Source organism: Actinoallomurus soli (assembly GCF_024055715.1).
Taxonomy (GTDB): Bacteria; Actinomycetota; Actinomycetes; order Streptosporangiales; family Streptosporangiaceae; genus Actinoallomurus; species Actinoallomurus soli.
In genome coordinates this window covers 557744-581446 of record NZ_JAMXMV010000003.1, presented here as the reverse complement: position 1 = coordinate 581446, position 23703 = coordinate 557744, and the positions used below count along the sequence as shown (strand labels likewise).

The 23703-nt window shown below is 71.9% G+C and carries 20 protein-coding genes and 1 pseudogene; 12 read left to right on the top strand and 9 right to left on the bottom strand.

Going from position 1 to position 23703, the window contains the following annotated elements; translation table 11 throughout:
• The first annotated feature begins 1 nt into the window (after position 1).
• Positions 2 to 2137 carry a cellulose binding domain-containing protein gene (locus NDW01_RS43760; protein WP_252819789.1) on the top strand — a complete coding sequence of 712 codons (2136 nt, stop codon included), beginning with the start codon at positions 2 to 4 and terminating at the stop codon, positions 2135 to 2137.
• 57 nt (positions 2138 to 2194) lie between these two features.
• Here NDW01_RS43760 and sigJ read toward each other — a convergent pair whose 3' ends face one another.
• Positions 2195 to 3139, bottom strand: coding sequence for an RNA polymerase sigma factor SigJ (gene sigJ, locus NDW01_RS11785; RefSeq protein ID WP_252819786.1), 945 nt, complete (start codon positions 3137 to 3139; stop codon positions 2195 to 2197).
• A 219-nt stretch (positions 3140 to 3358) separates the two neighbouring features.
• Between sigJ and NDW01_RS11780 the strand changes: the two genes are divergently transcribed.
• The 4 genes from NDW01_RS11780 to queD all read left to right on the top strand — a co-directional run bounded on the left by NDW01_RS11780 (position 3359) and on the right by queD (position 6895).
• The gene (locus NDW01_RS11780) at positions 3359 to 4918 is read left to right on the top strand and encodes an MFS transporter (protein ID WP_252819779.1); all 1560 of its coding nucleotides are present in this window, start codon (positions 3359 to 3361) and stop codon (positions 4916 to 4918) included.
• Between the two features lie 236 nt (positions 4919 to 5154).
• Positions 5155 to 5895, top strand: coding sequence for a 7-cyano-7-deazaguanine synthase QueC (gene queC, locus NDW01_RS11775; protein WP_252819778.1), 741 nt, complete (start codon positions 5155 to 5157; stop codon positions 5893 to 5895).
• Between the two features lie 6 nt (positions 5896 to 5901).
• Positions 5902 to 6540, top strand: coding sequence for a 7-carboxy-7-deazaguanine synthase (queE, locus tag NDW01_RS11770; RefSeq protein ID WP_252786310.1), 639 nt, complete (start codon positions 5902 to 5904; stop codon positions 6538 to 6540).
• Position 6541: 1 nt separating this feature from the next.
• Positions 6542 to 6895 carry a 6-carboxytetrahydropterin synthase QueD gene (gene queD, locus NDW01_RS11765; RefSeq protein ID WP_252819776.1) on the top strand — a complete coding sequence of 118 codons (354 nt, stop codon included), beginning with the start codon at positions 6542 to 6544 and terminating at the stop codon, positions 6893 to 6895.
• A gap of 16 nt (positions 6896 to 6911) precedes the next feature.
• Here queD and rsmI read toward each other — a convergent pair whose 3' ends face one another.
• The 4 genes from rsmI to queF form a co-directional block, all read right to left on the bottom strand.
• The gene (gene rsmI, locus NDW01_RS11760) at positions 6912 to 8756 is read right to left on the bottom strand and encodes a 16S rRNA (cytidine(1402)-2'-O)-methyltransferase (RefSeq protein WP_252819773.1); all 1845 of its coding nucleotides are present in this window, start codon (positions 8754 to 8756) and stop codon (positions 6912 to 6914) included.
• Positions 8743 to 9537: a class I SAM-dependent methyltransferase gene (locus NDW01_RS11755; RefSeq protein WP_252819771.1), complete on the bottom strand. Its 795-nt coding sequence runs from the start codon at positions 9535 to 9537 to the stop codon at positions 8743 to 8745. The genes rsmI and NDW01_RS11755 overlap by 14 nt, the downstream gene beginning before the upstream one ends.
• A gap of 65 nt (positions 9538 to 9602) precedes the next feature.
• On the bottom strand, positions 9603 to 10736 hold the full coding sequence (locus tag NDW01_RS11750) for a tRNA-ribosyltransferase family protein (RefSeq protein ID WP_252819768.1): 1134 nt from the start codon (positions 10734 to 10736) through the stop codon (positions 9603 to 9605).
• A 9-nt stretch (positions 10737 to 10745) separates the two neighbouring features.
• Entirely contained in the window at positions 10746 to 11126 is a 381-nt protein-coding gene (gene queF, locus NDW01_RS11745; RefSeq protein WP_252786302.1) for a preQ(1) synthase, read from the bottom strand.
• A gap of 67 nt (positions 11127 to 11193) precedes the next feature.
• Here queF and NDW01_RS44320 point away from each other — a divergent pair.
• Positions 11194 to 11829: pseudogene (locus NDW01_RS44320) on the top strand (radical SAM protein); the annotation flags it as partial.
• Positions 11830 to 11954: 125 nt separating this feature from the next.
• On the opposite strand, the gene NDW01_RS11740 reads toward NDW01_RS44320, so the two are convergent.
• The 4 genes from NDW01_RS11740 to NDW01_RS11725 form a co-directional block, all read right to left on the bottom strand.
• A complete protein-coding gene (locus NDW01_RS11740; RefSeq protein WP_252819766.1) occupies positions 11955 to 12131 on the bottom strand; it encodes a hypothetical protein in 177 nt (58 codons plus the stop codon).
• Between the two features lie 424 nt (positions 12132 to 12555).
• Positions 12556 to 13554, bottom strand: a complete 999-nt coding sequence (locus NDW01_RS11735) for a class I SAM-dependent methyltransferase (RefSeq protein ID WP_252819765.1) — start codon at positions 13552 to 13554, stop codon at positions 12556 to 12558.
• On the bottom strand, positions 13551 to 14615 hold the full coding sequence (locus tag NDW01_RS11730; RefSeq protein WP_252819861.1) for a Gfo/Idh/MocA family oxidoreductase: 1065 nt from the start codon (positions 14613 to 14615) through the stop codon (positions 13551 to 13553). The genes NDW01_RS11735 and NDW01_RS11730 overlap by 4 nt, the downstream gene beginning before the upstream one ends.
• A gap of 60 nt (positions 14616 to 14675) precedes the next feature.
• Positions 14676 to 15143, bottom strand: a complete 468-nt coding sequence (locus NDW01_RS11725) for a carboxymuconolactone decarboxylase family protein (protein ID WP_252819763.1) — start codon at positions 15141 to 15143, stop codon at positions 14676 to 14678.
• Between the two features lie 1086 nt (positions 15144 to 16229).
• Here NDW01_RS11725 and NDW01_RS11720 point away from each other — a divergent pair.
• The 6 genes from NDW01_RS11720 to NDW01_RS11695 are packed head-to-tail and all read left to right on the top strand — an operon-like array spanning position 16230 to position 23699.
• Positions 16230 to 17678, top strand: coding sequence for an NAD(P)/FAD-dependent oxidoreductase (locus NDW01_RS11720; protein WP_252819761.1), 1449 nt, complete (start codon positions 16230 to 16232; stop codon positions 17676 to 17678).
• 26 nt (positions 17679 to 17704) lie between these two features.
• Complete coding sequence (locus NDW01_RS11715) at positions 17705 to 19561, top strand: B12-binding domain-containing radical SAM protein (RefSeq protein ID WP_252819758.1); 1857 nt, start codon at positions 17705 to 17707, stop codon at positions 19559 to 19561.
• A complete protein-coding gene (locus NDW01_RS11710; protein WP_252819757.1) occupies positions 19558 to 20913 on the top strand; it encodes an aminotransferase class III-fold pyridoxal phosphate-dependent enzyme in 1356 nt (451 codons plus the stop codon). Before NDW01_RS11715 ends, NDW01_RS11710 begins: the two co-directional genes overlap by 4 nt.
• A gap of 1 nt (position 20914) precedes the next feature.
• Entirely contained in the window at positions 20915 to 21727 is an 813-nt protein-coding gene (locus NDW01_RS11705) for an APH(3') family aminoglycoside O-phosphotransferase (protein WP_252819755.1), read from the top strand.
• A complete protein-coding gene (locus tag NDW01_RS11700) occupies positions 21727 to 22566 on the top strand; it encodes a PIG-L deacetylase family protein (RefSeq protein ID WP_252819753.1) in 840 nt (279 codons plus the stop codon). The genes NDW01_RS11705 and NDW01_RS11700 overlap by 1 nt, the downstream gene beginning before the upstream one ends.
• Positions 22560 to 23699: a radical SAM protein gene (locus NDW01_RS11695; protein WP_252819751.1), complete on the top strand. Its 1140-nt coding sequence runs from the start codon at positions 22560 to 22562 to the stop codon at positions 23697 to 23699. Before NDW01_RS11700 ends, NDW01_RS11695 begins: the two co-directional genes overlap by 7 nt.
• The last annotated feature ends 4 nt before the right edge of the window (positions 23700 to 23703 follow it).

Sequence of the window (23703 nt, the reverse complement as noted above, 5' to 3'; positions counted from 1 at the left end):
CGTGGACGTAGAAAGCGAGACCCCCGTGAACCTGCCCATTCCGCGTGGCGGCGTACGGCCGCGGCGGCTCGCCGCGAGCATGGCCCTGACCGTGGCCGCGGCCCTCACCTGCGGCGCGACGGCCGGTACGACGGCGCGGGCCGCGACCCCGGCCGTGAACGTCACGGTCAACGCCCGCGAGGGCCTGGGCACCGTGCCCGACACGGCCTACGGCGCGAACCAGGCGGTCTGGGACGGGCAGATGAACTCCCCGGCGACGGCGAAGCTCCTCGGACAGGCCGGCGTGCGGATGATGCGTTATCCCGGCGGCTCGTACGGCGACGGCTACCACTGGCAGACCAACACCGTCTCCGGCGGCGGATACGTGGCGCCGGGAACGGACTTCGACTCCTTCATGGGCACGGTCAAGGCGATGGACGCGCAGGCCATCCTCATCGCCAACTACGGCACCGGAACGCCGCAGGAGGCGGCCGGGTGGGTCAGGTACGCCAACGTCACCAAGGGCTACGGCGTGAAGTACTGGGAGATCGGCAACGAGCTCTACGGCAACGGCCACTACGGTGCCGACTGGGAACTGGACGACCACGCCGACAAGAGCCCGGCCGCGTACGCGCACAACCTCGTGGAGTACGCCAAGGCGATGAAGGCGGTCGACCCCACGATCAAGATCGGTGCGGTGCTCACGCTGCCGGGCGGCTGGCCGGACGGCAGCGTGGCCTCCGGAGACGGCGGCGACTGGAACCAGACGGTCCTGCCGATCGTCGGCTCGTACGCCGACTTCGTGATCGTGCACTACTACCCGAACGGCCCCACCTCGGCCGCCGACTCCCTGCGGCAGACGCAGCTGCTGCCCGCCCAGCTCGCGCAGGTACGGCAGGAGATCGACCAGTACGCCGGGCCGAACGGGCGGCACCTCGGCATCGCGGTGACCGAGACGGAGAACACCTATCAGGCCGACACCCAGCCCGGCGCGCTCTACAACGCCGACGTCTACTTCACCGCGCTCGAGAACGGCGCCTTCACCGTGGACTACTGGGACACCCGGAACGGCATGGGCAACGTCACCACCGCACCCGACGGGGCCACGGACTACGGAGACGGGGGCCTGCTGTCCAGCGGCCAGTGCAACGGCGACGGAGTCTGCGAACCCCCGCTGAACACGCCGTTCCCCGCGTACTACGGCATCCAGATGCTGAGCAGGGTCGCCCGACCCGGCGACACGCTGATCAGGGCCGGTACGGACGACCCGCTGGTCTCCGCGCACGCGGCCCGCAACGCCGACGGCGGCCTCAGCGTCGAACTCGTCAACAAGGACCCCGACCACGCCCGCACCGTCGACCTCGACTACGCCGGCTGGACCCCCGGCGGCGACACCCCGACCGTCTACACCTACGGCGCCGAGGCCACCTCCATCACCACCGCGCGCGAGGGCACCGCGACCACGCAGGTGATCCCGCCGTACTCGATCGTGACGCTCAAGCTGACCCCCTCACCGGACAACCCGATCGGCACCACGTCGGCCGCGCCCGGCGACCCGGTGGCGACCGACGTCACGGCGGACGGCGCGACGATCTCCTGGCAGCCGGTCGCCGGCGGTGACGTCACCCGCTATGAGGTCTACCGGCAGTTCGGCACCGACAGTGAGCTGCTCGGGGAGTCGACCTCCACCTCGTTCACCGTGCGGAACCTGCGACCCGGCACCTCGTACACGCTCAACGTGCTGGCCGTGGACCAGAAGGGCCACCTGTCGATGCCCTCACCGCCGGTCAGGTTCATCACCGGCACGCCCGGCACGAGCACCTGTGCCGTGACCTACGACGTCGCCACGAGCTGGGGCAGCGGCTTCGTGGCGAACATCAGCATCACGAACACCGGGCCCGACCCCATCACCGGGTGGACGCTGGCGTTCACCTTCCCCACCGACACCGAGTCGGTCTCGGGCAGCACCTGGAACGGTGACTATTCGCAAGACGGCCGGCACGTCATCGTCACCCCGGCCGGCTCCGACGCCTACCTCGCGGCGGGCGCCGGCAACACCGTGACCACCGGATTCGTGGGAGACCAGTCCGGTCCGGACCCGTCACCGGCCTCCTTCACGCTCAACGGCACCGTCTGCACGACCACCTACTCCTCCTGACGCGTGATCCACGGGACCGTCTGACGCGAAGAGCCCTGAGCGCAGCGTCGGCGCGCGTCAGTCCGTGATCCAGGGCCGGAGTTTGTCGGGGTTGCGCACCGCCCAGATGTGCTTGATCCGCCCCTCCGCGACCTCGAACGCGTACACCGTGACGATGACGCCGTTCTGCTGGGCGACCAGGCCGGGCTGGCCGTTGACGGTGCGTTCCACGAGCGTCAGGCCGGTCGCCCGGCTCGCGATGGTGGCGCAGGCGTGCGCGATCTGCTCGCCGCCCTCGATCGGCTCGAGCACGGTCAGGACCTGGCCGCCGCCGTCCGCGGTGAAGGTGGCACTGGGGTCGAGGAGGCCGACGAGGGCGTCGATGTCCCGGGCCTCCCACGCCTGCTTGAAGTCCCTGACCAGGCCGGCCTGGTGGGTGGCCGGAGCCGCGGGCCGCCCGGAGGCACGGACGCGGCGGCGGGCCGAGGAGGCCAGTTCACGGCAGGCCGCCGGGGTGCGGCCGGTGATGTCGGCGATCTCGGCGAAGGAGTAGCCGAAGACGTCGTGCAGGATGAGCGCGACGCGCTGGGCCGGGGTCATCGCCTCGAGCGCGACGAGGAAGGCCATGCTGACCGACTCGTCCAGGGTGACCCGGTCGGCAGGGTCGGCCGGGTCGGCGGTCGCGGTGCCCGGCCGTACGCTGATCCATTCGGTTCGGCCGGGCAGCGGCTCGGGGATCCACTCACCCACGTAGCGCTCGCGCCGGGCCCGCGCCGAGCCGAGCAGGTCCAGGCAGATGCGGCTGGCGACCCTCGTCAGCCAGGCGCCGGGCGAGGCGATGGCGTCCTGCTGCTGCCGGGACATGGCGTACCAGCGGGCGTAGGTCTCCTGGACGGCGTCCTCCGCCTCGGCCAGGGAGCCGAGGAGCCGGTAGGCGAGATTGATCAGTTGACGCCGCTCGCTGATGATCCCGCTCAGGCCCGCGTCGGACCGGTCGTGCCCGGTCTCTGAGTGGTCGGTCATGGTTCCGGATGCTCCTTGGGTCGATCTGCCCTCACCGGTCCGACGAGATAGCGCGTCGAATCGTCAGGCCGCCGCGCCTCCTGACATTCCGGCGGGCCGTGTCGTCGGACTTGCAGAGACGCACCGCCATCCCGCGAGCGAGGAGGCCCGGCGAGGTCATCACCGGCGTGGTGACCGCACCGGGCACCTCGATGCGCTCGACGTGACAAGGAGATGATCGTGGCAGCACGCAGTGCGGTCCCGGCACCCGGGCCGGGTCCCGAGGCGGCCGGGACGACGGCCGCAGATCCGAGACGGTGGCTGATCCTGGCCGTCATCGCCGCCGCTCAGCTCATGGTCGTCCTCGACCTGACCGTGATGAACCTCGCGCTGCCGTCGGCGCAGCGCGCGCTGAAGTTCACGGCCGCCGACCGGCAGTGGGTCGTGACCGCGTACGCATTGTCGTTCGGCGGCCTGCTGCTGTTCTGCGGGCGGCTGGCCGACCTGATCGGCCGCAAGGTGACCTTCCTGACCGGACTCGTCGGCTTCGCGGCCGCCTCCGCCGTCGGCGGTGCCTCGGTCGACTTCTCGATGCTGGTGACGGCGCGCGCCTGCCAGGGGGTCTTCGGCGCCCTGCTGGCGCCGTCCGCCCTGTCGCTGCTGGCCACGACCTTCAAGGACCCGAAGGAGCGGGCCAAGGCGTTCGGCGTGTACGGCGCGGTCGCGGCCGCCGGCGGGGGCCTGGGACTGCTGCTCGGCGGCGCGCTGACCTCCTACCTGTCCTGGCGGTGGTGCATGTACGTCAACCTGGTCTTCGCGGCGATCGCGATCACCGGAGGCGTGCTGCTGGTGGGCCGGCAGCAGCGGACGCCGGGCGGCCGGCTGGACGTCCCGGGCGTGGTGGCGGTGTCCGGCGGGATGTTCTGCCTGGTCTACGGCTTCTCCAACGCCGCCTCGCACGGCTGGCACACGCCCTCGGCCTGGGGCTTCCTCGTGGCCGGCATCGCGCTGCTGATCGTCTTCGCCGCCTGGCAGTCGCGCGCCGCGCAGCCGCTGCTGCCACCCCGCGTCGTGCTCGACCGCAACCGCGCCGGCGCGTACCTCACCGTCCTGATCAGCGGGGCCGGTACGTTCGGCGTCTTCCTGTTCCTCGTGTACTACATGCAGGTGACCCTCGGGTACTCGGCGGTCACCTCGGGCCTTGCCATGCTGCCGATGGTGGCGCTCAGCGGCCTCATGGCCAACCTGGGCAACACCCGGCTGATGCCGCGGATCGGGCCCAAGCCGATGGTCATCGCCGGCATGCTGCTCAACGCGGCCGGCATGGTCTGGCTCACGAGGATCGGCGCGCACTCGGGCTACGCGTCCGCGCTGCTCGGGCCGCTCATGGTCACCGGTGCCGGCATGGGTCTCATCTTCGGCATGGTGGCCGCCACGGGCACCTTCGGCGTGGCACCGCGCGACGCCGGGGTGGCCTCGGCGAGCATCAACACCGGGCAGCAGCTCGGCGGCTCGATCGGCACCGCGCTGCTCAACACCATCGCGGCCGGCGCCACCACCGGCTACCTGGCCGACCACCTGCACGGGCGGCCGACCCCGCAGGTGCTCCGGCTCGCGGCGATCCACGGCTACACCACGGTGTTCTGGTGGTGCGCCGGCATCTTCGCCGCCGGCGCCGTCATCTGCGGCGCGCTGCTGCGCTCCGGCCCGCTGACCCGCCCCGCGGACACCCCCGCCCGGGAGCCCCGGCAGGCCACTCCCGGCCGGGAGCCGTCCCCGCAGATCACGCCGGCCCGGTAGCGGCCCATCGTCGAACCCTGGGAATCCCGGCGCCGCACCGGCGCCGGGACCCCACCACGTCGGCTGCCGATGATCGCGCTCACCGGTCGAGACCGGCGCGGGCCCGTGTACCGGCAGGCGGCTTCTCCCCCCGGATGGTCACGGCGGCCCCGGGGGCCGGTGTGTCCGGTCACCCCGGGTTTCGGTGGGGCCGCAAACCGGCCGGGTGGTAAAAGGGGCGGTGTAAGATTGGAATAGTGAATTCGCCAAGGACCCTGGACACAACGACGGGCGACGGGGCTGCGAAGCCGAAGGCCGTCATCCTGCTCAGCGGGGGCTTGGACTCCGCGACAGTGCTCGCGATCGCGGTCGCCGAGGGCTACGAGCCCTACGCTCTGAGCTTCCGCTACGGACAGCGGCACAGCGTCGAACTCGAGGCGGCACGGGCGGTCGCCGAGTCCCTGGGCGCCCGCCGGCACGTCATCGCCGACATCGATCTGCGGACGTTCGGCGGCTCGGCGCTCACCGACGACACGATCGGCGTGCCGCACCACGACAGCACCGAGGATCTGAGCGAGGAGATCCCGGTCACGTACGTGCCGGCCCGCAACACCATCTTCCTGTCCTTCGCGCTCGCCTGGGCCGAGACGCTCGGCGCGCAGGACGTCTTCCTCGGCGTCAGCGCCGTGGACTACAGCGGCTACCCCGACTGCCGGCCCGAGTACATCGAGGCGTTCGAGCGGATGGCCAACCTCGCCACCAAGGCCGGCGTGGAGGGCCGCCAGCGGCTGCGCATCCACACCCCGCTGATCGACCTCAGCAAGGCCCAGACGATCGCGCGGGGCCTGGAGCTCGGCGTCGACTACTCCCTCAGCCACAGCTGCTACGACCCGGTCGACGGCCGGCCGTGCGGCACGTGCGACTCCTGCCTGCTGCGCAACCGCGGGTTCGCGGAGCTGGGCATGACCGATCCGTCACTCACCGCGAAAGTCGGCTAGACGACGGTGTACCGGATCAAGGAGATCTTCTACACCCTGCAGGGCGAAGGGATGCAGGCCGGGCGGGCGGCGGTGTTCTGCCGGTTCACCAGCTGCAACCTGTGGACGGGCCGAGAGAAGGACCGGCACCGCGCGATCTGCCAGTTCTGCGACACCGACTTCGTCGGCACCGACGGGCCCGGGGGCGGGCGGTTCCGTACCGCCGCCGAGCTGGCCGCCGCCGTCGCCAAGATGTGGCGCGGGGCGGCGCACCCGCTCAGCCGGCCGTACGTCGTGTGCACCGGCGGTGAGCCGCTGCTGCAACTGGACCGGGAGGCCGTCGACGCCCTGCACGCCGAGGGGTTCGAGGTCGCGGTCGAGACCAACGGCACCCGGCCGGCGCCCGAGGGGCTCGACTGGATCTGCGTGAGCCCGAAGGCGAACACCGAGCTGGTCCTCACCAGCGGCAACGAGCTCAAGCTGGTGTACCCCCAGGAGACCGCGCCGCCGGAGCGCTTCGAGCGGCTGGCCTTCGACCACTTCCTCATCCAGCCGATGGACGGCCCGGACCGCGACGCCAACACCAGCGCGGCCGTCGAGTACTGCCTGCGGCATCCGCAGTGGCGGTTGAGCCTGCAGACGCACAAGTACATTGGGATCGCCTGACATGGAAATCTTCCGCGAGTTCACGTTCGAGGCTGCCCACCGGCTGCCGAACGTGCCGCCCGGCCACAAGTGCAGCCGCCTGCACGGCCACTCCTACCGCGTCACCGTTCACGTGCGCGGCGACGTCGATCCCGTCACCGGGTGGGTGATGGACTTCGGCGACGTGAAGAAGGCGTTCCAGCCGCTGCTCGATCGGCTCGACCACTACTACCTCAACGAGGTGCCGGGGCTGGAGAACCCGACCAGCGAGGTGCTGGCCCGCTGGATCTGGGACCGGCTCGGCGACACCCTGCCGCTGTCGGCGGTCGCGGTGCACGAGACGTGCACGTCCGGCTGCGTCTACCGGGGCGAGTGAGCCACCCCGCCGCCGGCTATCCCGCCGCCGTCACCGCGGACCGCTCCGGCGCGCCGCCGAGAACGATGACGAACTCGCCGCGCGGCTCCTGCTCGGCGACCGCGTCGCGGACCTGACCCAGGCTGCCGCGCCAGGCCCGCTCGTACAGCTTGGTGAGGTCGTTCAGCACCGCGGCGGGACGCTCCCCGCCGGCGGCGGAGACGAGGTCGCCGAGCGTGCGCAGCAGCCGGTGCGGCGCCTCGAACAGCACCGTCGTACGCCGCTCGGCGGCCACCGCCGCGAGCCGCCGGGTCCGCTCGCCGCCCTTGGCGGGCAGGAATCCCTCGAAGCACCACCGCGCGGCGGGCAGCCCGGACAGCATCAGCGCGGTGGTCGCCGCGTCCGGGCCCGGCGCCACGCGCAGCTCACCCCCGGCGTCGAGAACGTGCCGGGCCAGCCGCTCGCCCGGGTCGGACAGCATCGGCATGCCCGCGTCGCTGACCATCGCCACCTGCCGGCCCTCGCGCAGCCGGGCCATCACCCAGGCGCCGGAGCGCTCCTCGTTGTGCTTGCGCACCGAGACCAGCTGCGCCGGGTGCAGGTCATAGGCGCTCAGCAGCTTGCGCGTACGGCGGGTGTCCTCGGCGCAGACCACGTCGGCGCGGCGCAGCGCCGCCAGCGCCCCGTCGGTCAGGTCCCCGAGGTTTCCGATGGGTGTCCCCACGAGGGTGAGCACACCACCCGCGGGATCCGTCTCGCCCGCCGTCCGGGCCGAGCCCGTCTCGCCCGCCGGTTGCGTCCGGTCCGTCTCGCCGGTCGGCCCCGCCGGGGCCGTTTCGGCGGCCGGTCCCGCCCGGCGGATCTCGTCCGCCGGCCGGGCGGGGTCCGTCCGGTCCGCCGCCTGCGCCGTGTTCGTCGCGTCCGCCGATCGGGCCGGGGCCGTACGGTTCGGCGGCTGCGTCGCGTCGGTTCCGTCCGCCGGCGGTGTCGGCGGCCCGCCCGGCGAGGTCTCCTCACCCGCCGTGTTCGCGGCGCCCTCGGCCGCGCCTGCGGGCGCGGCGCCGCCGGCCACCGGCACGAGGTGGTACAGCGCCTCGTCGCCGAACGCGGCCTCGTCCACGACCTCGTATCCGGTGCCCTCGACCGCCCGGCGGACGATCGCGTCGGCGTCGTCGGCGTAGTTGCGCTTCCCGGACAGGCTGCGCCGGGGCAGGCTCACCACGATGTGACGGCAGTCGAGCGCGGCGATGAGCCGCTGCGCGGCACCGGTGCGCTGCTGCTCGACGGTGGTGAGGGTCTTCAGGACGAGCGCGACGTCGGCCTGGGCCGACAGCGGGGCCCCCACCAGGTCGGCGGCACCGGCGCTGACCCGGACCGGGAACACGGTGCCGAGCCCGGGCAGCGCCTCGGCCAGCGTACGGTCGACGTCGTAGCAGGCGTAGCCGGCGTCGGGGGCGAGCGCCATCCACGGCATGGCCAGCGGGTTGAGCCCGCAGGCGAGGTCGATCACGGAGGAGGGCGTACCGCACCACTCGGCGACCCGCTCGTAGAACGGCTCCAGCCAGTCGACCCGCTCGGCCGAGGAGGCGTGCGCGCGCATCGCCTCCCGGCCCGCCTCCCGCGGATCGGCCCCAGCCGCGATCTTCGCGACGCAGTCGGCGACCGCCCGCGCCGGCGTGCCCGTCACGAACGCTCCGAACGCCTGGTGCAGCTTGCGCTTGGCGTACTTGACCGCCTGGTTGCGGTCGCGGAAGCGCTGCGCCGCCTCTTGCGCCAGGCGATCGACGAACGCCGGGTCCAGATTGCGGTACTTCGCCGCGGCGAGCACCTGCCGGGCGACCTCGGCGGCCAGGTCGGCCTGTGTTCCACTACTGCGCGCCATCGTGCTCCTTGTCGATGACCACGAGCTCCTCGGTGCTCAGCCGGGCCCGGCGCACCGCCCAGCCCCGCTCGTCGGCGAGGCGTGACAACGCGTCGATGTGCGGGCGGGTGAACACCGCGGCCCGGCCGTTCATCGCGCGCAACGGGAAGGAGACGACCACCTGATCGGCCGCGACCTCGGCCACGAGGCGCAGCCCCGCGCCGGACAGCCGGTCCTCCACGCAGTGGTACGTCTTGAGCAGCAGCGCCACGTCGGCCTTGATCGGCTCCGGCGAGAGCAGCACGTCGCAGTGGCGTACCTCGGCCGCCCGGTCGACCCGCTCGGCGAACGCGCCGGTCGCCGCGACGAGTGCCCGGTTGAAGTCGTAGCCGACGTACGGCGCGTCGGTGACGTCGCGCAGCCACGGCAACGTGAAGGGGTTCAGCGCGCAGGCCAGGTCGGCCACGCTCGCCGGCGGGCCGGTCAGCGAGACGATCGCCGGATAGAACTCGTCGAGGTCGGGCAGCCGCTCGGCCGTGGAGAAGTGCCGGGTCAGGACGTCGCGGCACCAGGCCCGTACGGCGTCCGGCCCGTCCGCGACGGCCTCGTCCAGCCCGCGCAGCAGCCGCGCCGGGCGGGCGCTGAGCAGGTAGTCGGCGACGACCTTGTGCAGGCGCAGCCTCGCCCGCCGTTCCAGGTCGGCGTCGTTCGCCGCGTGCTCCGCCTCGTGCCGCACGACGTCCGCGATCGTGTCCGGGTGGACGGCGGAGTACTTCGCGGCGGCGCTGAGCCGTCGCACCATGAGGTCGGCGTCAGGGCGGGACGGCCGGCCGCGCGAAGGCCGCCCGCCCACCCTGGTGCCGTCGCTCATGCCTCGGCGCCCAGCCGGTGCAGCGCCTCGGTCAGCCGCGTGTAGAAGCGCAGGTTGTGCAGTGACGCGAGGGTCCCGGCCAGCGCGTCCTCGATGCGGAACAGGTGCGCCACGGTGCCGCCCGGCAGCGTCGTGCACATCGGGCAGTCGCAGTCCGGGTCGATGGGGCCCTTCTCCCGCACCCAGCGCTCGTCGTTCAGCCGCGCGATGCGGTACGGCCGGCCACTGCCGATGGCGTCGACGTCGAGGCGGGTGTAGAGCACGCCGCGGCGGGCGTTGCGGGTCGGCAGCGTGCAGTCGAAGATGCCGTACCCCGACTGCCACGACTCGATGAGGTTCTCCGGGGTGCCGATGCCGAGCCCGTGCAGCGGCGTACCCGCCGGCAGCAGCTCGCCGACCAGGCGGACCTCGTCGACCAGGCGGCCGTCCGCGATCGGGTACCCGCCGAAGCCGTACCCGTCGAAGCCGATGTCGACCAGCGCCTCCGCGCACCGGGCGCGGAGCTCCTCGTCGGGCCCGCCCTGGACGACGGCGAAGAGCAGCGGGCGGTCCTCCACCGGGCGGTCGGCGACCAGCCGGTCGAACGCCTCGCGGCACTCGGCCGCCCACCGCAGCGTCAGCTCGACGCTGCGCCGCTGCTCCTCGGCCGGCGCGGACGGGCTGGTGCAGTAGTCCAGGCAGTAGACGATGTCCGCGCCGAGACGCAGCTGCGTCTGGATGCAGCTCTGCGGGGTGAGCTGGCGGTACTTCTGCTTCGTGGAGAACCGGTAGGTCAGGCCCGCGTCGGTCACCTCCGCCAGCCCCTGCTGGCTCGAGAGCAGCGAGAACGCCTGGAAGCCGCCGGAGTCGGAGATCATCGGGCCGGACCAGCCCATGAACCGGTGCACCCCGCCGAGCGCGCCGACGACCGAGGCGCCCGGCTGCGTCGCCAGGTGCGCGGTGCTCACCAGCAGCGCGGAGACGTGCGCGTCGGACAGCCGGTCGGTGGGCACCCCGCGCACCACGGCGCGCGTCGCGTCGGGTACGAACACCGGCAGGGTCAGCTCACCCCGCCGGGTCCGCAGGCTCGTCGGGGCGTCGATCGGCACCCGCAGGGTGTTGGCCGCGGGCGCGCCGCGGGCACGTGCCACGGGCGCCGCCTACAGCTCGGCGGTGGCTTCGGTCACGATGCCGCCCCGCGCGTGCTGGGTGATCACGACACGAACGGACACCGGGTCGGTCGCCCGCTTCACCTCCGTGGCGATCTCCACGGCGAGCGCCTCGGCGAACACCGCCCGGTCCCGGAAGGACCACAGGTAGAGCTTGAGCGACTTGGACTCGATGCAGCGCTCACGCGGCACGTACTCGATCTCGACGCTGGAGAGGTCGGGCTGGCCGGTCACGGGGCACAGCGAGGCCACCTCGTCCGTGGTGAACCGCACCTTCGTGCAGTGCTGTGGCGCCGGGAAGGACTCCACGTGCTCGACGGGGCCCCGTACCTGCGAGCCGAGCAGCGTCAAACCGGACAGATTCTCAGACACACCGTCGAGCATAGCGCAGCGATAACGTGCCTCTGCCGGGCGGCAATCGCATACGCCCGCGCCATCGATGAGCGCTCCGGGAATCACTTTTCCCCGGCTCGGGCGGGCGGACACTCTGGACACCGACTCCTCCTCGCGAGACCATGCAATAAGCCGCCCCATTAATGGGGCGAGCCGGGGCCGTGGTCGGCAAAACTTCGCGCCGGACGGGGGACGCGGGTTTCCGGCCACCGGAGTACTGCCGGAGAACGGCCCGCCAGACCCGGTGAATCCCCGCGAAGGAGACGCTGTGACCGCCGAGGGCGTGCCAATCTGGGATCGTTTCCCGAGCCACCAACGTCTGTGCATCAACTTCACGCTGACCTGCAACATCGCCTGCGACCACTGCATCGTGGAGTCGAGCCCGCACCGGCGGGAACGACTCGATACGGAGGAGGTGCGGGCGGCTCTTTCCGAGGCATGGGAGAACGGTCGCCGGCACGTCACGTTCAGTGGCGGTGAAGTGTTCTTGTACCCCCGCGAAATGTGCGAGGTGATCACCTGGGCGCGGCAGCTGGGTTACGTCGTCGACGTCGAGTCGAACGCATTCTGGGCGCGGTCGGACCAATTGGCGAGAGAAAAGCTCGCGCCATTCGTGGAGGCCGGCATCTCGGGTCTCGCTTTGAGCGCCGACATCTACCACATGAAGTACTTCCCGGTGGAGCGGCCGATCACCGCGGCGCGCACCGCGCGCTCCTTCGGGCTGGCGACGGAGATCCAGTTCTGCCGCTCCCACTACCGGGAGCGGGACGACGAGATCATCGCCGCGCTCGCCGCGGCCGGTGAGCCCTACGTCGTGCTGGAGCTGCTGGACCGGGGGCGCGCGCGGGAGATGCTGCAGGTCTGGCGGGGCCACCGGGTCGAGGAGCTCTCCGAGTGCGACGACCTCACGACCACGCTCCACGCCACCGGCGACGTGTACGCCTGCTGCCAGCTCGACATCGGCGCCGACCAGATGAAGCGCACGCCGGTCTTCCTCGGCTCGATCCGCTCCGCCGCCTCCGACGCGGCGGAGCGCGACCGGCGGGAGCAGCTGGTCCGCGCGTTCTACGACCCGGAATCGCCGATCTACTTCCGCACGATGGTCCGGGAGCACCCGCTGTTCCAGCCGCTGAACGAGGAGAGGTTCTCCAACATCTGCACCTTCTGCATGCACGCCCTGGGCGATCCGGCCCGGGTCGCGGCGCTGGAGGAGCGGCTGCGCCCGGCCGTGTCCGGTCAGGACCACCGCCCGGCCGTGTCCGGTCAGGACTACCGCCCGGCCGTGTCCGGTCGGGACCACCGCCCGGCCGTGTCCGGTCGGGACCACCGCCCGGCCGCGGGCCGTCAGGATGAGCGCCTGACCGCGCACGGCCGGGAACGCGCGGCTTTCGTGGAGCGAGCGCACCGCTTATTCGGCGGGCCGGCGGAGCACCAGCAGGACGTCCCGGGCCCCGACCCGGGTGGGCCGGCCGCGCCGGGCGGTCCAGCCGGCCGCCAGCTCGGCCGGCGTCACGTGGCGCAGGTGTCCCGGGTCGAACGCGGGCAGCCGCAGCTCGTAGTCGAGATGGTGCGAGGCGCGCAGCTCCACCAGGTCGAGTCCGCTGTGGAGGGCGGCCTCGACGTAGTCCTCGAAGAACAGCCGGTTCACCGTGGGGCTGTCGTACACATGCCACACCAGCAGGTCGGCGAGGTCGTCCGGCAGCGCGGTGCCCAGCAGCCGCCGCAGCTGCGTCCGGTCGTAGGCCAGGTGCGCCCACGGCGGCAACAGCGTGTCCTTCCAGAAGACCAGGTCGCGGCCCTCGTACGAGACGTACTCGAGCTGGTGGCCGTCGACGGCGCTCCAGATCGGGCCGAAGTGCCCGTAGAGGATGCCGCCCGGCCGGAGCACCCGGCGCACCTGGGCCAACGTCGCGGTGACGTCGATGAACTGGAAGGCGTTGCTGGAGAACACGGCGTCGGCGCACGCGTCGGGCAGCGGCATGTCCTCCGCCCGTGCCCGTACCACCTCGGTGCGGCCGGACGGGCCGGTCCCGGCGGGGCGGTTCGGGTCCACCGACGTCCACCGCGCGACACCGTGCGACTCCGCGTGGGCCTCCGACAGCGAGCCCCCGATCTCCACGACGTGCGCGCCGGCGAGCCGTACCCGCGTGGCGAAGTCGGCGAAGACCGCGTCCTCGGACAGCGCCAGGCCACCGGCCGGGTCACCGCCCGCCGGCGTCGTGCCGGCAAGCGTGGTGTCGGCGGGCGCCGAGCCGGTGGACGTGGTGCCGCCGGGTGTCGCGCCGGTGGGTGTGGTCTCGGTGGACGCCGAGCCGGGGGACGCGGTCGCGGCGGGCGGCGTGCCGACGGGTGCCGTCTCGGCGGGTGTCGTGCCGGTGGGCTCGGCCGCCGGGTTCGCCGCGCTCATCGGGTCACCGTACCGGCCGGCACCGTGTCGGCGCCGACCTCCGCCAGGCGGACCGGGCGACGTTCGCGGCGGGACAGCGAGGCCGCCTCGGCGATGAGCAGCGCCTGCAACGCGTCGTCGACGGTGGCGTGTCCGGCGAGGCCACCGGACGTCCCCGAGGGACCGCCGGCGTCCGGCGCCGCGACCAGGCCGAGGAAGGCGGCCACCTCCGCCCGGTAGGCGGCGGCGAACCGGTCCAGGAATCCCGGCCAGGCCGCCTCGGCGAGCGGCGGCGCGTCCGGCTCGGCCGAGCGCAGCGGCACCCGGGTGTCGAGCCCGACCGCCACGGTCGCGCGGCTGCCGGCCAGCTCCATCCGTACGTCGTAGCCCGCCCCGTTGTAGCGCGACGCCTGCATCGTGGCCAGCGTGCCGTCGTCGAGGGTGAGCACGGCGGCGGCCTCGTCGACGTCCCCCGCGGCGGCGATGTAGTCGGCGCCGCGGTTGGCGCCGGTCGCGTAGACCTCGACGACCTCGCGACCGGTGACCCAGCGCAGCACGTCGAAGTCGTGGATCTGGCAGTCGCGGTGGATGCCGCCGGAGACGGCGACGTAGGCCGCCGGCGGCGGCTCCGGGTCGGCGGTCAGCAGATGCACGCGGCACAGCCGTCCGATGGCGCCGGAGCGCACGGCGTCGTGACCGCGCAGGTAGCCGGGGTCGAAGCGGCGCTGGAACCCGACACAGACCGGTGTGGTGGTCTCGCGGACCTGCGCGGCGACCCGGCGCGCGGTCGCCGGATCGGTGAAGACGGGCTTCTCGCACAGCACCGGGACGCCCCGGGCGGCGCAGTGCACGACCAGGTCGGCGTGCGTGCGCGTCGGGGTGGCGACGACGACCGCGTCCGGTGCCGTGTCCAGGAGTGTGTCGACGCCGTCGGCGACCTGGCCGCCGATCGACTCCGCCACCTGACGGGCGCGGTCCGGGTCGGTGTCGACCACGTGGATCCGGCCGACGCGCGGATCCTCGGCCAGCGACCGGGCGTGCACCGCGCCGATCCGGCCGGCGCCGATCAGACCGACCCGCATGTCAGGCGTACCCATCGGCCAGGTGCTCGCTGTCCGGGCTCATCGCGGTGCTCGCGCTGCTCATGCCACGGGCCACGGGTGCGCGGTGCCGGCGATGCGGTTCCACACGTTGATGACGGCGATCGACCACAGCAGCTCCGCCTGCTCCGTCTCGGTGAAGTGCGCGCCGACCTCGGCCCACACCTCGTCGGTGACGGCCGCCTGGCTCATGAGGGTGACCGCCTCGGTCAGCAGCAGCGCGGCGCGCTCGCGTTCGGAGAAGAACGGCGCCTCCCGCCACGTCGTGAGCGTCGCCAGCTGCTTGGGCGTCGCGCCCGCCTCGGCGGCGGCCTGGGTGTGCGCGTTGACGCAGAACGCGCACGCGTTGATCTGCGACGCGCGCGTACGGACCAGTTCGAGCAGTCGCTGGTCGAGGCTCACCTTGTCGGCGGCCGCGTCGAAGGCCTCCATCGCCTGCATGATGTGCGGGGCGAGACGGTCCACCGGCAACCGGAAGTTGGACATACCCGATGGATTGGCAGCGGTCATCGTCGCTCCTGTCTACACGCCCGCAGCGTGTCGAGTCTGCGATTACGTTCTGGGTCCACAGGGCAACGACGTGCGCACTGCTGCGCGCGCACGAGTGGTTGAGATTTCACGTCTGGATCCCCGTTCCCCCGATATGCCCCTTCCTACTCGAAGAACGGCGCCCGACGCAACGGGCACCGGCCACGGCGCAATCATCCGGACATTAACCGGTGCCCGTACGGAACGCATTCCTGTCGTTACATCCGTAGTGCGGAGCGACATCTGACGAGCCGTTCTGAGCTGCCAATACGCACGTGCCGAAGGCCTCCGGCCGCCGGCCGACGGAGGACCGATTCCGGTGTCCGCTCAGCGGCCGATCGGATGCCGAATCAACTGCGGACAACGGCCGTACATCGCTCATTCGGTCGATTCGACAGGATTGACCTGCCCAGATCGCGGTCGATCCGCGGACGGTCGCGTCGATCTCGCTTCGAGGGCGGCCGGTGGCGTGGAGCGGAGCGGGGCCGGCCGATCGGGGGCCTGACCTCTGCGTCATCTGACGCAGACGGCGTGCCGGAGCGGGCGGCGGGGTCGGACGCATGCGTGCGCGAAACCGCCTCCGGGCACGGCCGGAACCCCTCGGTCCCGCCCCGGCCTCCGGACCGCAGCCGGACATCGATGTCCGCTTTTTGCCAGGTAATTGGGTATTCCCTTCAAAAACTTCCGGCGCTATGGTGATCATCATTCGGCCCCCCGCCCACGGGAAAGGGGACCCCGGCGGCGGCATCGCAGAGTAGGGTCGAACAGGTCGAGACATCATGGGGGAGCGCCATGGGGGAGAAGATCGGCCGGGGAGCACTCCGCGATCTCATTCCGCTTATTCCAGACTGATTCCGGAAGAGCATTTCTCTTGACGCTCGGCACCTGCGGGTGCTGATCGAGTCAGAGTTTCAACGACTTCATCACGAAGTATTCGAGCCCATCCCTGAGGACAGGTTCACCATGCCCACGCGCGCCATCGCGCTGTGGGTTGGCCTCGGCAAGGCCTGACTCCCACTGCCACCGGAGCCGGGCCACACGGAATCGTGCGATCGAGATGGTGTTTACGTGGTTGATGCTGCCCTGAATTACGACGTCGTCGTCGCCGGCAACGGCGCACTCGGATTGTCTCTCGGGCTCGTCCTGGCCCGACGAGGCCTGCGGGTGGCGGTGGTCGGCCGGGCCGACCGGCCGTACGCCGCGTCCGCCGCCGCCGGCGCGATGAACGGATGCTTCGGCGAGGTGACCCCGCACCTGCTGCGCAGCCCGCACGGCCGGCTGAAGCTGGCCATGGACGTCCAGGCCACCGGTCTCTGGGACGCCTGGCAGGAGGGTCTGCTGGAGGAGTCCGACGAGACCGCGATCCGTACCGCCGACGGCACCGTGGTCATCCTGAACACCGTCGGCATCCACGAGATCGACACCGAGGGCTTCCGGGCCATCCGCTCGGCGCTCGACGAGTACAAGGAGCCCTACGAGGACCTCGACCCGGCCGAGGTGCCGTGGCTGCACCCGGCGCCGACCGCCCGGCCGCTGCAGGCCATGTTCATCCCGGGCGAGCACGCGGTCGACGCGCCGGCGCTGCTGCGGGCGCTGTCCACGGCGTTCACCCGCAACGGCGGCACGCTCGTCGACGACCTCGTCGCGGAGGTGCGGCTGACCGACGGCCGGGCCGACGGAGTACGGTTCGAATCCGGGACGACCCTGTCGGCCGGGCACGTCGCGCTCGCCACCGGCGCGGCCACCACGAAGCTGCTGGAGTGCCTGCCGGAGGAGATCCGCCACCGGATCCCGGCGATCGTCGCGGGCCGGGGCGTGGCCCTCATGGTCCGCACGATGGACGGCACCATCCCCCGCACCGTGATCCGTACCCCCAACCGGGCGTTCGCCTGCGGCCTGCACGTGGTGCCGCGCCAGGACGGGGTGCTCTATCTGGGCGCCACCAACGAGGTGGAGTCCCAGGTCGGGACGACCGCCGCCATCGGCGAGCTGAACCTGCTGCTCAGCGGGGCCAGCCAGATGCACGACGACCTGGTCAACGGCTGGGTCGAGCGGATCATGGTCGGCAACCGGCCGGTACCGCTGGACGGCTTCCCGCTGCTGGGCGAGGTCGGGGTCGACGGCCTGTGGCTCATGACGGGGACGTACCGCGACGGCCTGCACCAGTCGCCGCTGCTGGCCGCCGAGATGGCCGCGCGGATCCTCGGCGAGCCGCACGACAAGGAGCTGGACGTCTTCGCGCCGGTGCGCCCGCCGATCCAGTCGATGACGCGCGAGGAGTGCCTGGAGATGGCGGTACGGCACACCCTCGGCAGCGGATACGAGCACGAGTGGCGGTTGCCGGACGACTGGCCGCCGATGATCGAGCAGCACTTCCGGAGCGCGTTCGGCCGGTCGCTGGAGGAGGTCGACCCCGAGTTCGTTCCGCCGCCGGAGATGTTCATCTTCGCCGACGACCACATCCACGCCGCGCTGCGCACGTACTACGCGGCGCACCGCGGCGCGTCCGGACGGTAGAGCCGATGTCGGAAGGGGCCGCAGGTGTGTCGACCAGGACGGACACCGGCGTGACGCGGGTACTGCTGATCAAACCGCCGATCCGCGCGTGCATGATCGAGATCGGCCGGCACATGCCGATCGGGCTCGCCTACCTCGCCTCCCAGCTGCGGGAGAGCGGTATGGAGGTCGACATCTTCGACTCTCTGGCGTTCAGCGACGACAACCACGTCGTACCGCCGGAGCAGTACACGGACGCCGACCGGGCGAAGGTGGCGGCGCACCCGCGCTGGGACCACCTGGTGCACTGGGGCGCCGACTGGGAGCGCATCGAGCGGCAGCTGCGGCGCGGCTACGACGTGGTCGGGGTGTCGTGCATGTTCACCCCCTACTACGAGCCCGCGTACGAGCTGGGCCGGCTCGCCAAGCGGCTCCTGCCGGAGGCGAAGGTGATCCTCGGCGGGCAGCATCCGACGGTCGCGCACCCGCACGCGCTGGCCGAGGAGGCGTTCGACGCGCTGGTCCTCGGCGAGGCGGAGGCCAACGTGGTGGAGGTCGTCGAGGCGCTCGCCGCCGGACGGAGCCTGGAGGGCGTCCCCGGCCTCGCGTTCCGCTGCGGCACGGGGCTGTGCGACTGCGAGCGTCCCAAGGGCGTGCACCTGCAGCCGCGCGCCGAGTTCCTCCAGGACCTCGACGGCCTGGCACTGCCGGCCGTCGACCTGCTCGACATGACGAGCTACGACGCGACGGCGACGCTCATCACCAGCCGCGGCTGCCCGTTCTCCTGTTCGTTCTGCACCGTGCACGCCACGGTCGGCAAGAAGTTCCGCGCCCGCACGCCGGAGAACGTGGTCGACGAGATCGAGCACTACGTGACCCGGCACGGCATCCGCCGGTTCTTCATCGAGGACGACAACTTCACCTTCGACATCCCGCGGGTCCACGAGATCTGCCAGGCCATCACGCGCCGGGGCCTCGACGTGGAGTTGCACCTGCCCAACGGCATGACGGTGGTGAAGCTGGACAAGCCGCTCGTCGACGACATGGCCGCCGCCGGCTTCTCCAGTCTCTTCCTGGGGCTGGAGACCACGGACGTCAAGCGGCTGCGGCAGATCCGCAAGGGCTTCACCTCGCTGGAGAAGGTGAACGCCGGCGCCGGGCTGTTCACCGACCACGGCATCGACGTCGGCGCGTCGCTCATCGTGGGGCTGCTCGGGCAGACCACGGCCGAGGTCGCGCGGGACTCGATCAACCTGATGCTCGCCGGCATCAGCTTCTGGACCAACCCGTTCTATCCGATCCCGGGCTCGCCGGACTTCCAGCAGTGCCTCGCGAGCGGGCTCATCACGCCGCAGACCGAGCTGGCCCTGTACGACCAGTTCAACTTCGCGATCGGCTCCGACAACCTGTCTCCCGCCGAGCTGTACTGGTCGGTCGTCATCACGCAGGCCATGGCGCACTGGCCGGACTACGTGGTGGAGGGCGCGCGCGTGCGCCGCGAACGCGGAGCGGCCGGCCTCGACGAGGCGTTGCGGCGGCTGGTCGCCCACAGCGGCGACCTGTTCGGGCCGAACGGCGAGCTGGAGGTCCCCGCCGTGCCGGCGGCGATCGACGGCAACGTCGTGCACGCGCACCCGGACGGCTGCTTCCACGCGGCGCAGCGCATCGACCCGCGGCGGCTCCCCGGCGAGGTGTGCACCTTCACCGGCGACGTCTTCGCCGCCGCGGTGAGCCTCTACACCGGCGTGGCGTACCGCTCCGACCAGCTGCCGCGCGGCCTCGGTGACGGCTGTGCCTTCGCCCTCGACAACACCCACGTGGACGGCGTCTTCGACGACGTCCGCAAGACCGTGCTCGACGAGCTTGACGACGCCATGACCGCGACCGAGAGGGAGGCCGTATGAACAGCCGGGCCACGCAGACCATGGTGAACAACCTGGAGACCATCGACCGGGCGCGGCGGGTCACCGCCGCCGAGCAGTACGACATCGGCACCCGGTTCCCCTCGGTCATCGTGAAGGCCCAGGGATCCTGGATGGAGGACGTCGAGGGGCGGCGCATCCTGGACGTCACCGCCGCCAGCGGCGCCCTGCTCCTGGGCAACCGGCACCCGGCCGTGGTGGAGGCGATCACCCGCTGCATCGCCGAGCACGGCACGGTGTTCGCCAGCACGATCTCGCTGCCGCGCATCGAGCTGGCCGAGCGGCTGTGCGAGCGCTACCCGGCCGGCGAGAAGGCGGTGTTCAACAAGAGCGGTTCCGAGGCGACCACGGCCGCCATCCGGATGGCGCGCGCCGCCAGCGGCCGGGACATCATCGTGACCTCCGGCTACCACGGCTGGTACGACTGGCACCTCAACTACCTCAGCATCGGGTTCGACCCGGGCACGCGCATCGCCTGCTACGGCTACAACGAGACGGCGCTGCGGCGGCTGCTGCACGAGTTCGCCGGCGAGATCGCCGCGGTGATCGTGACGCCCGAGCCGGCGTGGTTCGACGAGGAGTACTACCGCCGCGTCTCGCAGCTGTGCGCCGAGTACGGCGTGTACTTCATCATCGACGAGGTGATCACCGGGTTCCGGTGGGGCCACCGTGGCCTCAACGGCACCGGTCAGGTGCCGGCCGACGCGATCACGCTGAGCAAGGGCCTGGGGAACGGCCACTCCATCTCCTCCGTTGTCGGGCGCCGCGAGATCCTCGACGCCTACGACAAGGCCGGGGTCGCCGGCACCTACACCCGCGAGGTGCCGCCGATGGCGGCCGCCCTGGCGGTGCTCGACGTCACCGAGGACGGCTCGGTGCACGAGCACACCCAGCGGATGGGTACGGCGCTGCGCGACGGGATGCGCGGCATCCTCGCGGACGTGGGCATCCCGGCCTTCGTCAGCGGGCCGCCGATGATGTTCGACGTCGTCGTGCCGTCCGAGCAGCTGTCGTGGGACATCTACCGGGCCGCCTTCGACCACGGCGCCTACTTCGAGGACAGCGGCACGCACATGGTGACCGCGGCGTACGGGCAGGCCGAGGTCGACCACGCGCTGGAGGCGTTCGAGAAGGGCGCCCGCGAGGTGGCCAAGACCACGTCGTTCGACTTCGACGCGCTGCCGGAGTGGCGGATGCGCCAGTTCGCCGCCGAGGCGTTCGGCGGGGCGCTGGAGGACGACGAGGCGGCGCTGCGCCGCATCGACGAGACCGTCCACGCGATCGCGAACCGCGACCGGTCGCTGGCGCGCGCCCTCGACCCGTCCTGCGGCTGAGATGCCCCGGTCATCCCCGGAGCCGGCCGCGCTCGCCGGCCGGCTCGGGCTCCAGGGTGCGTGGACGCACGTGGCGAGCCGCTCGTACGGCACGGTGATCCATCGGGTCGACGGCCGGCGCCACGCGCTCTACGTCAAGACGACGCCGCCCCGGCGCGACGACGACCTGCGGTTCCACCCCGGCGGCGAGGCCGAGCGCCTGCAGTGGCTCGCCGCCCGGGGGTTCCCGGTGGCCGAGGTGGTCGACGTCGGTGGTGACGACGACCTGATGTGGCTGGTCACCACGGCCGTCGAGGGCCGCTCGGCGGCCGGGCGGTGGGAGGCGCACGAGCGGCAGGCGGTGCTCGACGTCGTCGCCGACGCCCTCCGCGCCCTGCACGAGCTGCCGGTCGCCGACTGCCCGTTCGACGGGACGCTGGCGGTGACCCTGCCGCTGGCCCGGCTGGCGACCGAGATGGGCTGGATCGACCTCGACGACCTCGACCCGCGGCACCACGGGTGGTCGGCGCGACGGCTGCTCGACGAGCTGACCGCCACGCCGCCGCCCGCGACCGAGGACCTGGTCGTGTGCCACGGGGACCCCTGCCTGGACAACTTCCTCGTCGCGCCGGACACGCTGACGCTCACCGGCATCCTCGACGTGGGACGGCTCGGCGTGGCCGACCGCTGGAAGGACCTGGCCATCGCCTCCCGCGACGTGGCCGAGCAGCCGCCCGGCGACGGGGCGGCCGTGGCGCGCCTCCTGGCGCGGTACGGCGCCCGCCACGACGCCGGCAAGGACCACTTCTACCGACTCCTGGACGAGTTCGTCTGATGAACGTACTCCTGCTGTCCCCCCACCCCGACGACATCGCCTGGTCACTGGGCGGCACCGTGGCGCGGCTCGCCGACGCCGGGGCGTCCCTGTCAGTGCTGACGGTCTTCGGCCGCACGACGTACGCGCCCGGCTCACCGGCGCACGGCACGAGCGCGGCCGGCCCGGTGCGCGCCGTCGAGGACGCCACGTGGGCGGCCTTCGCCGACGCACGCCTGTTCGGCGCCGACCTGCCCGACGCGAGCCTGCGCGGCTACGACGACGACACGGAGATGGGCGCGCCGCCCGAGCCGGACATCGTGTCCGATACGGCCGAGACGCTCGCCTCGGTGCTGCGCGCGGTCCGTCCCGACCTGCTGCTCGTGCCGCTGGCCGTCGGCGGGCACGTCGACCACCGGGCCGCCCGGTCGGCCGCGGAGCGCGTGGTCGCCGACGAGGCGCCCGGCCGCGCGCTGATCTACTACGAGGACCTGCCCTACGCCGCCGGCGTGCACCGCCCGCACACCGGGCATCCGGTGCTGGTCGACGTCGCCGGCTGCCACGCGCGGCGGGAGGCGGGAGCGCGCTGCTACCCGTCCCAGGAGCCGCACCTCATCCTGCCGGTCATCGCCGCGCACACGTCCGCGGCGGGCGGCGAACGGCTCTGGGCCGCCACCGCGGCCGCCGCTCAAGGGCTCGCCCTGTTCCTCGCCGGCGCCCAGGTCGACCAGAACGCTCCGGCGGGCCGGAACGCCCTGCCGGACCACGCTCCGGCGGGCCGGAACGCCCTGCCGGACCACGCTCCGGCGGGCCGGAACACGGACGCGCCGCTGCCCAGAATGGAGTTCCAACCATGGTGATGCAGCCACTGCCGGTCATCCCGACGACGATCCCGGTGGTGCCGCGCCACGTCACGGTGTTCGTGAACTGGTCGTGCAACCTGACCTGCCGGGAATGCTGGATGTACGGCGACTCGGCGGCGGAGAGCACATGGCTCGCCGACGTCAAGCGCGACCAGATGAGCGTCGAGATGTGGACGGCCCTGGTCGACGAGCTGGCCGAGGGCAACAGCGAGAAGGTCTACCTGACGATCATGGGCGGCGAGCCGCTCATGCACGACGACGTCGTCGAGCTCATCCGCATCGCCAAGACGCGGATGCCGGACTGCAACCTCGACATGAGCACCAACGCCACGCTGCTGCCGCGGTTCGCCGAGGACATCGTGGCCGCCGGCATCGACGACGTGTACATCTCCATCGACGGCCCCAACACGGAGGTCAACGATCCGATCCGCGGCCGCAAGGCCTTCGAGCGGGCCGTCGCCGGGCTCAAGGCGCTGCAGGACGCCAAGGCACGGGCCGGCCGCGGCCCGAACATCGCCCTGAACTTCGTCGTCACCGGCATGAACTACACGCACCTGGTCGACATGGTGCACCTGTGCGAGGAGCTCGGCGTCGAGGAGATCACCGTCGGGCTGTCGAGCTTCTTCACCCGCGAGGAGGGCAAGGGGTCGCGGGCCGCGTTCGAGGCGGTGACCGGCCGGCCGTTCATGTCCTGGGCGGGCTACTGCAACGAGCACCAGCACGCGGACATCGACCCGGCACGGCTGGAGGAGCTGCTCGACGAGGCCGACCGGCTCACCGACCGGGTCCGCGTGCTGGTCGCGCCGACCCGCTACAGCAACCGCGAGAAGAGCCGGTTCTTCGCCAAGGACTGGAGCCGGATCGTACGGGAGACGACCTGCGTGAAGCTCTGGGCGCAGACCACCGTGCTGCCCGACGGCCAGGTCGTCAGCTGCACCACGTTCGCCGACACCGTCATGGGCTCCATCCGGGACAGGTCACTGAGCGAGGTGTTCCACGGCGACACCTACACCCGCATGCGGCAGATGATCCGCGAAGGGCTGCAGCCCATCTGCTACCGCTGCTGCGAACTCAACATGGACATCGACGTCGATCCCGCCCTCTACGACGCCGCCACCGTGAAGGAGTGAATTC